Raw genomic sequence first — 9,275 nt, 5'->3', positions numbered from 1 at the left:
AGGATTGGTAATTTTAAAATGATTCGCTGTTTCTCGATAAGACAATTGATTTTCTTGTCTAAATCTTAAAACAGATACTTTAAAATCTCTAGTATATGAGCTATTTTTCATTTTTTTATCTAATCCTTCTGGGCCCGATTCCAAATACTGGTTAACCCATCTTTGAAGTAAAGAATGATGAGAAAGATTATATTTTTTAGTTAATCTCTTATATCCTAAACTACTATTTAAATATTCGTGAACTATTTTTAATTTGATTTCAAATTTATAATGTTTACCCATAAAAAATGCACCCCATAAAGTTAGATTTTTAGTCCAACTTTTGGGGTGCACATCAGAATGATACACTAACGGGCTCTATAAAAATTATTATTTTTCAGCATGTAGATTTTCAAATTTAAGAATTGGTTTTCTTGCAGCTGTTGTTTCATCTAATCTGTCTATTATTGTAGTATGAGGGGCTTCAAGAACTTTATCTGGATCGTCTTTAGCTTCATTAGCAATTTGGATTAAAGTATCTGCAAAATGATCTAATGTCTCTTTTGATTCAGTTTCTGTAGGTTCAATCATCATACCTTCTTCCACATTTAATGGGAAGTAAATTGTTGGTGGATGTACACCAAAGTCTAATAATCTTTTAGCCATATCTAATGTTCTAACGCCATATTGTTTTTGTTTAATACCACTTAACACAAATTCGTGTTTACAATATTGTTGATATGGAATCTCAAAATGATCATTTAAGCGTGCTTTTAAGTAGTTAGCATTTAATACCGCAGCTTCTGAAACTTCTTTAAGGCCTTTTGCACCCATTGTTCTAATATAAGTATATGCTCTTAGATAAATACCAAAGTTACCGTAGAATGGTTTAACTCGTCCAATAGAGTTTTTGATATCATTATCATATTTATAATAGTCATTTTCTTTAATTACCATTGGTTTTGGTAAATAGCTTGCTAATTCTTTTACAACTCCAACAGGTCCAGAACCAGGGCCACCGCCACCATGTGGACCAGTAAATGTTTTATGAAGATTTAAATGAACTGCATCAAATCCCATGTCTCCTGGGCGAACTTTATCCATAATAGCATTTAAGTTAGCGCCATCATAGTATAATAAACCACCAGCTTCATGGACAATTTCTCTAATTTCCATAATATTTTTTTCAAAAATACCTAATGTATTAGGATTCGTTAACATGATCGCTGCTGTATTTTCATTTACAACACGTTTTAAGTCTTCAATATCGACTTCTCCACGTTCGTTTGATTTTACGGTAACTGATTTGAACCCAGCAAATGATGCTGACGCAGGGTTTGTTCCGTGAGCTGAGTCAGGAACGATAACTTCATCACGATGACCTTCACCATTATTTTGGTGGTAAGCTTTGAAAATCATTAATGCAGTCCACTCACCATGTGCCCCTGCAGCTGGTTGAAGCGTAACTTCATCCATACCTGTAATTTCTTTAAGTTCTTCTTGTAAACTATAAATAATTTCAAGAGATCCTTGGATTTGGTTTTCATCTTGAAGTGGGTGTGCTTCACTGAAACCAGGAATTCTTGCTACCTTTTCATTAATTTTAGGATTGTATTTCATTGTACATGAGCCTAACGGATAAAAACCAGTGTCGACACCGAAGTTTTTGTTAGATAACTCTGTATAGTGACGTACTAAATCTAATTCAGCTACTTCAGGGAATTCAGCTTTATCTTTTCTAATAAATTTATCATCTAAAATCGATTCAAATGAATTGTTGTTAATTTCGCTTTGCGGTAAAGAATAGGCATATCTACCCTCTTTAGATCTTTCAAAAATAAGTGGACTTGATTTACTTACCATTAATTTCACCAGCTTTCTTAACAAATGTATCGATTTCTTCTTTAGTTCTTAATTCAGTAACTGCAATAAGCATATGGTTATTGAATTCACTTGAAACTACACTCAAGTCAAAGCCACCAATAATATCTTCCTCAGCTAAAGCTTTATTAACTTCAATAATTGGTTTATTAAATTCTACTACGAATTCATTGAACGAAGTACCTTCTAAAACATTAAATCCAGCGTCTTTAAATGATTGTTTAGCATAGTTAGCATGTTCAAAGTTTTGTACAGCTATATCATATATACCTTGTTTACCTAAAGCTGACATTGCAATAGATGAAGCTAGAGCATTTAACGCTTGGTTAGAACAAATATTTGAAGTTGCTTTATCACGACGAATATGTTGTTCACGTGCTTGTAAAGTTAATACAAAACCTCTGTTTCCTTCATCATCTTGGGTTTGACCAACTAATCTACCTGGTACTTTACGCATTAGCTTTTTAGTAGTAGCGAAGTAACCACAATGTGGTCCACCGAATTGAGATGGAATACCAAATGGTTGTGTATCTCCAACTACTATATCAGCACCGAATGATCCAGGAGGTGTTAATAAACCTAATGCTAAAGGATTAGCATAAACAATGAATAATGCTTTTTTATCTTCTATAAAGCTTTGAATTTTCTCTAAGTCTTCTATTGAACCAAAGAAATTTGGATATTGTACAGCTACTGCTGCAGTATCATCGTCAACTGCTTGTTCTAGTTTTTCTAAATCAGTTATAGTACCATCTAAATCTACTTCTACGACTTCAAATTCTTGACGTGTTTTAGCATACGTATTTAATACTTGTAATGCTTGATAATGTAATCCTTTTGATACAACAATTTTATTCTTTTTAGTGTGACTATAAGCTAAAATACATGCTTCAGCAAAACTAGTCATACCATCATACATAGAAGAGTTTGCTACATCCATATTAGTTAATTCACAAATTAATGTTTGGAATTCGAAAATAGCTTGTAGTTCGCCTTGTGAAATTTCTGGTTGATATGGTGTGTAAGCAGTATAGAATTCTGATCTAGAAATCATTGCATCTACAACAGAAGGTGCATAGTGGTCGTACACGCCAGCACCAAGATAAGATGCGTGAGTTTCTTTTGTAACGTTTTTACTAGCAACTTTATTTAAACGTTTTAATAAAGTTGTTTCAGATTCACTCTCTCCAATGCCTAAATCTCTATTTAATAAAATATCTGAAGGAACGTCTCCAAATAATTCATCAATTGATTTTGCATCTATAGTGTCTAACATTTCTTGCTTATCTTGATCAGTTAATGGTATATAACGATGACTCAATTCGTCCACCCCTTTGTTCTATTTTTCAATTTGGTTCTTCTTAACAATTTTTGCTTTTACTTGTCTTTTTCTAATTTGAACAAGTACTTCTTTACCCATTTCAAACTCATCTCTATTGATAATAGCTAATGCGATTGATTTATCAGAAGAAGGAGATTTTGTTCCTGAAGTTACTTCTCCAATTTGATTACCATCTAAATCTAATACTTCGTATCCAGTTCTAGCAATACCTTTATCTAAAATTTCTAATCCAACAGTACGTCTTGTTGAACCATTTTCTTTTTGGTCTTTTAATACAGATTTACCGATAAAATCTTCTTCAATTAAAGGTTTAGCAGCAAATGCAATTCCACCTTCATATGGAGTAATTGATTCAGTTAAATCTTGACCATGTAATGGTAAACCAGCTTCTAATCTTAAAGTATCTCTAGCTCCTAAACCACAAGGAACTACGTCGTATTCTAATAAACCATTCCAGATATCTACAGTATCTTTAGCATCACAATAAATTTCAAAACCGTCTTCACCTGTATAACCTGATTGAGAAAGAATAACGTTTTTATTTAAAAGTTGAACATCTTTTTTAAATTCAAACATACCCATTTCAGAAATATCTATGTCTACTAATTTTTGAATTAAGTCTCTAGCTTTTGGTCCTTGCAATGCTAATTGACCATAATCTTTAGAAACATTTTTTACTTCAACATCAAATTTTTTAGATTGTTTTTCAATCCATTGGAAGTCTTTATCGGTATTTCCGGCATTAACAACTAATAAATAGTCATTATCTGCTAATTTATATGTAACCAAGTCGTCAATAATGCCGCCTTCTTCATTACATAAAGCAGTGTATAGTGCTTTTGAATCAGTTAGATTGTTAGTATCATTCGATAAAATATATTGTACAAATGCTTTTGCCTCTGCACCTTGGATTTGAACTTCTCCCATATGACTTACATCGAATAAACCAGTTTCATAACGAACTGCATTGTGCTCTTCTTTAATACTTGAAAATTGAACAGGCATTGCCCATCCACCAAATTCTACTATCTTAGCACCACTGTCTACATAATTTTGATATAATGGCGTCTTTTTTAACTCGCTTGTCATGTCAAAACCCCCTATATTTATTTAAAAACAGAGTAGCAAAACAATTGCTACCCTGTTTAAAGTTATTCTCCAGGAACGCGTAACAGTATTATCCTTTTGCCTGAGAGTTTCGTAGTATTGCTACTTGCACCTTCGGCGATAAAAGCTATCTTTTATTCTCTCTAATACTGATCAATCGCTATTTAATGAAGTTGTAATTTCTTGATAAATATCTGATACATTTTGATTACTATTCACTTTCATGAATGCGATTTCATTATATCTTGAAATCCTTGATGAATACAAGTTTTTTAGTTGATTTAGTGACTTATTATTAGCATTTGGTCTATGAGGATCATTAACAATCCTTTCAAATACAATTTCAATGTCACAATCTAACCAAATTACATTTTTTTGTAATTTTAATAAATCAAGAGAAGCTTGATTTTCAATTATTCCACCACCTGTAGAAATAATATCAAACTTATTTAAAGTGTCTTTTAAATATTTATACTCTAAATCTCTAAAATGTGTTTCACCTTGTTCATCAAAAATTTGAGGTATTGTCATATGTTCTTTTAGTTCAATATATTGATCTAAATCCACATAACTAAGTTTTAATTGATTTCTCATGTAACTTCCTACTGTAGTTTTACCAGTACCCATGAAGCCTATTAATATAATTGGTGTTTTATTTAATTGCAACAACATCTACCTCTTTGAGCTTATTAACTATAACTTCTTTATATGTTTTTTCTAAGTTATGTGTTGTCTTTAATTTTAAACTATATTGGCTTACATAAAAAGATATAATAGTTAAATAAATGAAAAAAATAATCATTAAAAAAGGACTTATAAATGCTTTTTGTTTATAAATAGAGGGTTTTGATTTGTTTATAATTCGGATTTCCTACCTTCAGTATAATTTTGATTATGTTATCATTCGACTTTATTATTTTTTCTACATTAACTTGATTTAATAAAGTAACATTCCCCTTGCCGTTAATTTGTTTGTATACTTTATTGTTTTTAAATGTATATTCTACGCCACTTTCATTATTCCTTAAAATGAATGTATGTTTGTTTTTCACAAATAATTTAAGATTATTTTGATTTATGTCTCTTATTAAATCTCTATGAAAGAATTCAAATTCTATCGAGCTGTTTTCGTTAGCTAACGCTTTATAATGACTCACTAGTTTTATAGTTAAGGGTAGTGAAGTAAGGATTACTATGGTAATAAGTAGAGCAAAAATCATTTCAATAAAAGTAAACCCTTGTATCCTATTTCTTAACACAATAGTTTTTCTTTTTTGGCCAATTTGAAACACAAATTGTTTGTTTAGACATTCTAACTTGAAATTGATCAATAAATACTCCTTGCTTTATTTGTTTTATATCGATTTTATTTAAGGCTACTATAATGACTTTTTGCATTTCTAATAAATCTAATTGATTTTGATATGTTTTAATAAGATGATGAATTGAACTCATGAACACAAGTGTAATCGTACTCATGATTAAAAAGGCCAATAAACTATCTAATAGAACACTCCCCTTAATTTTATATTTTAATATACCTTATGCGCCCCTTTTCTATGTGAAATATTAATTTATAATTCCCATGTTTCATTTTTAAGTTTATTGAACCAAAATTATTAATATGTCCATCTTTATTAAATGTTAATAATTGTATCTTAGCTATATTGACTATTTTTCCGCCTTTAATTTTCAACTGATATTTTGAACCATGTTCTTCTTTTACTTTTATACAATTTGTTTCGTTAGTAAATATTAATGAAATTGATTGTTTCTCATTGATAGCTTTAGATTTTAAATAATTCATTTGAGTTATCAGATGATTAATGTTTAATTCTTCGTTAGAAGCTGATACTGATAATAGTGTTTTACCAATAAGTGTACATGCAGTTAGTATAGCTAGAATAAACATAACCATTAACATCTCTAGATAAGTAAATGATGGTAAATATTTAATTTGCAACCGCTTCGCCATTATTAATACTAATAGTTTCTCCTGATTTGCAATTTTTTTGGTTTTCTTTAATAAATCCTTCAGAAATTAAATCTTGGATGGTATTAGGATTTCTATTGTGTTTTAAAGTATATGCTTCAATTTGACTATTAACCATTTTCACTTGAGCGTCACAACCAGTAGTTTGTATATGAGCAGTTTGTTTAGCTATATTGGGAATAATTAGAATAAGCAATAAGCTAATTATTAATAAAACTAGTAACATTTCAATTAATGTAAATGCCTTTTTGTTAAACAGTGTTTTGAATATCTTCAATTTATAAGTCCTCCTTACTATTTAATTGACTGCAACATGTCAAATATAGGTAGCATAATAGTTAAATAAAGTGCAACGATAAATAATCCTAATATTAAAAAGATAACTGGTTGAATGAATTTAATGTGTCTTTTAGCCATAGCTTCGAATTGTTGTATAAGTATCTGACTATATAGCGTTAATTCGATATCAAGTTTTCCACTTTTTTCTCCTTGTTCTATAAATTTAATCAAGTCATTTTCATAGCAATTTAATTTTTTTAATATATCAGGTAGATTTTCTCCTTGATAAGATTGGTTGAGTAACCTGTCTCCTAAAAATTGATGAAATTGATTATTCTCTGATTGTTTATAAATTCTAACGATTATCTGTAAATTAACTCCATTTCTATAAAAATGGGCAAACTCATTTGATAATTGATACGTTTTTAAAATTTTATAATAATGTTTAATAATTGGAATGTGACACATTAATTGAATTTGATTTTCTATAGTCATCTTATTAAAACGATATTTAAATATGATAGATAATATACATATTACACTGGATAAAATTATGATGAATAAAGGGAAAGTTGTAATAAAATAAGAAAGAATAGATTGTAATGGAGAAAGTTCTATATTCATAGATTGGTATAATTCTTTAAATTGAGGTATAACTGTAAAATTGAGTAACGTTAATATTAATATAAAAGTAATTATTAATACAATAGGATACTGTATCGTCTTTAAAACATTTTGAGTAACTTGTATTTGCTTTTTTAAATATCTTGTAGCTTCTAATAGAGAAAGTTCTAAATTTCCAAATCTTTCAGCTAAATATGTTTGTGTAACAATGTCACTTGAATAATCTAAGTATTTAAATACTTCCCAGCAAGTTGCACCTTGTTCTATTTTATTTAACACTTCATCATGTGATTTATCTCCTCTATATTTAAAATGTAGATTTAAAAATTTAAATGATTCGTAAAGAGTAAATCCATGTTTAAGTAATTGATGTAATCTATACACTAAATCTAATTGTTCAGATTTAGTTAGGCATTTGGCTTGTCTGAATTTAAATATATTTATCAGCAATAGTTTCACATATAATACCTTCTTTTGTCATATCATCTAATTTTGATGCTAATCGTTTAAAAGATTTTGGCATCGTTTGGTTATGTTCAAAAAAGTAATTAATTTGATTTTTAAACATTAGTTCACACACTAATTGTCTATGATTATATGATGTTGTAATTAATCGTTGATTGGAAATTAAATTTATAGCTTGAGATAATTCTTGAACTGTTACTCCCATTTCTAATAATCTAAGTAAAGCCCCTCTACAATCATTGGCGTGTAATGTACTTAATACCAAATGACCACTTAGACTAGCTTGAAAGACATATTTAGCGATTTCAGCATCACGAATTTCTCCGATTAAAATAACGTCTGGATCACATCTTAAAATTGCTTTAAATGAACTAGCGTAAGTAATACCTGCTTTGTTATTAACAGAAATTTGAGTAATACCTTTTAAAATTTGTTCAACTGGATCTTCAATAGAAATAACATTTAGGTTTAACTCTTTTTGTGCATACATAACCATTTGATACATTAATGTACTTTTTCCTGAACCTGTAGGACCAGTAAAAAGCAATAAACCTTGCTTCTTATTCATAAAATGTTTAAAATCTTTAAACTCGTATGTTTCCTTTTTACTTTGAAAATATTGAGGCACAATTCTTATAACACAACTTTCACATCCAATTGATAAAGGAAGGGTTGAAATACGAAACTGACCTTAATTTATATGTATAGCGGCCACTTTGAGCGATTTGTTGTGTAGAAACATCTAAACCAGCTTGGAATTTCATAAACACCAATAACTTACGATATATATTAATATCAAGTGTTTCATAAGGTGTTAATGTATCATTTACTCTAAATTTAATATGAACATAATGCTCCATAGGAATAAAGTGTATATCACTCGCTTTATATGCAATTCCTTTATTAATTATTTCTTGAAATAGAATCTTCATAAAAACACCTCCTACATATATTAACGTAGGAGGTGTTAGTTTTACTTTAACCATTTAAAAATGGATTTAATTGTTCATCATCAACAGTTGTATAAGTACCGTGGCCTGGGAATAATGGTAAATCTCCATCTAATTCGAATAATTTATCTTTAATAGAATCTACTAAAGTTTCATAATCGCCTTTGTATAAATCTGTTCTACCAATACCATTATTAAATAATGTGTCACCGACTACTGCGAATTTTTTGAAAACAAAAGATAAACTTCCTGGTGAGTGTCCAGGTGTATGCAATACATCAAATGTAAAATCACCAATTTGAGCTGGTCCCTCATCAAGTGATTTTGGTTTGGCCTGACTTATAACTTGAGGCATACCATATTGTTTGAATTTTGATGCACCATTTTTTTCTGGATCATTTAAGAAGTCGAATTCTTCTTTATGCATATAAACTGGTACATTATATTTTTCTATAATATCGTCTAATGCCCCAATATGATCGTAATGGGCATGTGTCAGTATAATAGCTTCTAAAGGTTTATTAATTTGATTTAATTTTTTTATAATTTTATCAGATTCACTAGATGGATCTACGAGTAATACTTTGTTTTCATTTTCAATAAAATAGGTATTAGTATCTACTAAACCTAAAGTTAAACTAGAAATTCTCATGAT

At 29.3% G+C, this 9,275-nt stretch carries 10 protein-coding genes, 1 pseudogene and 1 riboswitch; all 11 genes and pseudogenes read right to left on the bottom strand.

The genetic code is table 11. The annotated features are described in order from the left end of the window. Positions 1-282 (bottom strand): helix-turn-helix domain-containing protein (locus N524_RS13545; protein ID WP_029055754.1); only part of this gene is annotated, 282 nt, incomplete at its 3' end. 87 nt (positions 283-369) lie between these two features. Further along, positions 370-1,842 carry an aminomethyl-transferring glycine dehydrogenase subunit GcvPB gene (gene gcvPB / locus N524_RS0104335; RefSeq protein WP_017636956.1) on the bottom strand — a complete coding sequence of 491 codons (1,473 nt, stop codon included), beginning with the start codon at positions 1,840-1,842 and terminating at the stop codon, positions 370-372. Then, on the bottom strand, positions 1,832-3,181 hold the full coding sequence (gcvPA, locus tag N524_RS0104330) for an aminomethyl-transferring glycine dehydrogenase subunit GcvPA (protein ID WP_029055753.1): 1,350 nt from the start codon (positions 3,179-3,181) through the stop codon (positions 1,832-1,834). Before gcvPA ends, gcvPB begins: the two co-directional genes overlap by 11 nt. An 18-nt stretch (positions 3,182-3,199) precedes the next feature. Beyond that, positions 3,200-4,291, bottom strand: a complete 1,092-nt coding sequence (gene gcvT, locus N524_RS0104325; RefSeq protein WP_017636954.1) for a glycine cleavage system aminomethyltransferase GcvT — start codon at positions 4,289-4,291, stop codon at positions 3,200-3,202. A gap of 78 nt (positions 4,292-4,369) precedes the next feature. Beyond that, a riboswitch (glycine riboswitch) is annotated at positions 4,370-4,466 on the bottom strand. Then, complete coding sequence (locus tag N524_RS0104320) at positions 4,463-4,981, bottom strand: shikimate kinase (protein WP_183998747.1); 519 nt, start codon at positions 4,979-4,981, stop codon at positions 4,463-4,465. (Overlaps the previous riboswitch by 4 nt.) Positions 4,982-5,554: 573 nt before the next feature. Continuing rightward, the gene (locus tag N524_RS13370) at positions 5,555-5,788 is read right to left on the bottom strand and encodes a hypothetical protein (RefSeq protein ID WP_155979880.1); all 234 of its coding nucleotides are present in this window, start codon (positions 5,786-5,788) and stop codon (positions 5,555-5,557) included. 46 nt (positions 5,789-5,834) lie between these two features. Beyond that, positions 5,835-6,284 carry a competence type IV pilus minor pilin ComGD gene (gene comGD, locus N524_RS13540; RefSeq protein ID WP_183998746.1) on the bottom strand — a complete coding sequence of 150 codons (450 nt, stop codon included), beginning with the start codon at positions 6,282-6,284 and terminating at the stop codon, positions 5,835-5,837. Next, positions 6,262-6,573 carry a competence type IV pilus major pilin ComGC gene (gene comGC / locus N524_RS0104295; protein WP_029055749.1) on the bottom strand — a complete coding sequence of 104 codons (312 nt, stop codon included), beginning with the start codon at positions 6,571-6,573 and terminating at the stop codon, positions 6,262-6,264. The genes comGD and comGC overlap by 23 nt, the downstream gene beginning before the upstream one ends. A 23-nt stretch (positions 6,574-6,596) precedes the next feature. Then, positions 6,597-7,664, bottom strand: coding sequence for a competence type IV pilus assembly protein ComGB (gene comGB / locus N524_RS0104290; protein ID WP_029055748.1), 1,068 nt, complete (start codon positions 7,662-7,664; stop codon positions 6,597-6,599). Then, positions 7,636-8,602: pseudogene (gene comGA, locus N524_RS12735) on the bottom strand (competence type IV pilus ATPase ComGA). The gene comGB and the pseudogene comGA overlap by 29 nt, the downstream one beginning before the upstream one ends. 46 nt (positions 8,603-8,648) lie before the next feature. Then, on the bottom strand, positions 8,649-9,272 hold the full coding sequence (locus N524_RS0104280; RefSeq protein WP_029055747.1) for an MBL fold metallo-hydrolase: 624 nt from the start codon (positions 9,270-9,272) through the stop codon (positions 8,649-8,651). Between the last annotated feature and the right edge of the window lie 3 nt (positions 9,273-9,275).

The organism is Staphylococcus sp. URHA0057, assembly GCF_000620265.1.
Classification (GTDB): domain Bacteria; phylum Bacillota; class Bacilli; order Staphylococcales; family Staphylococcaceae; genus Staphylococcus; species Staphylococcus pasteuri.
This window is presented reverse-complemented; position numbering and strand designations above follow the sequence as displayed.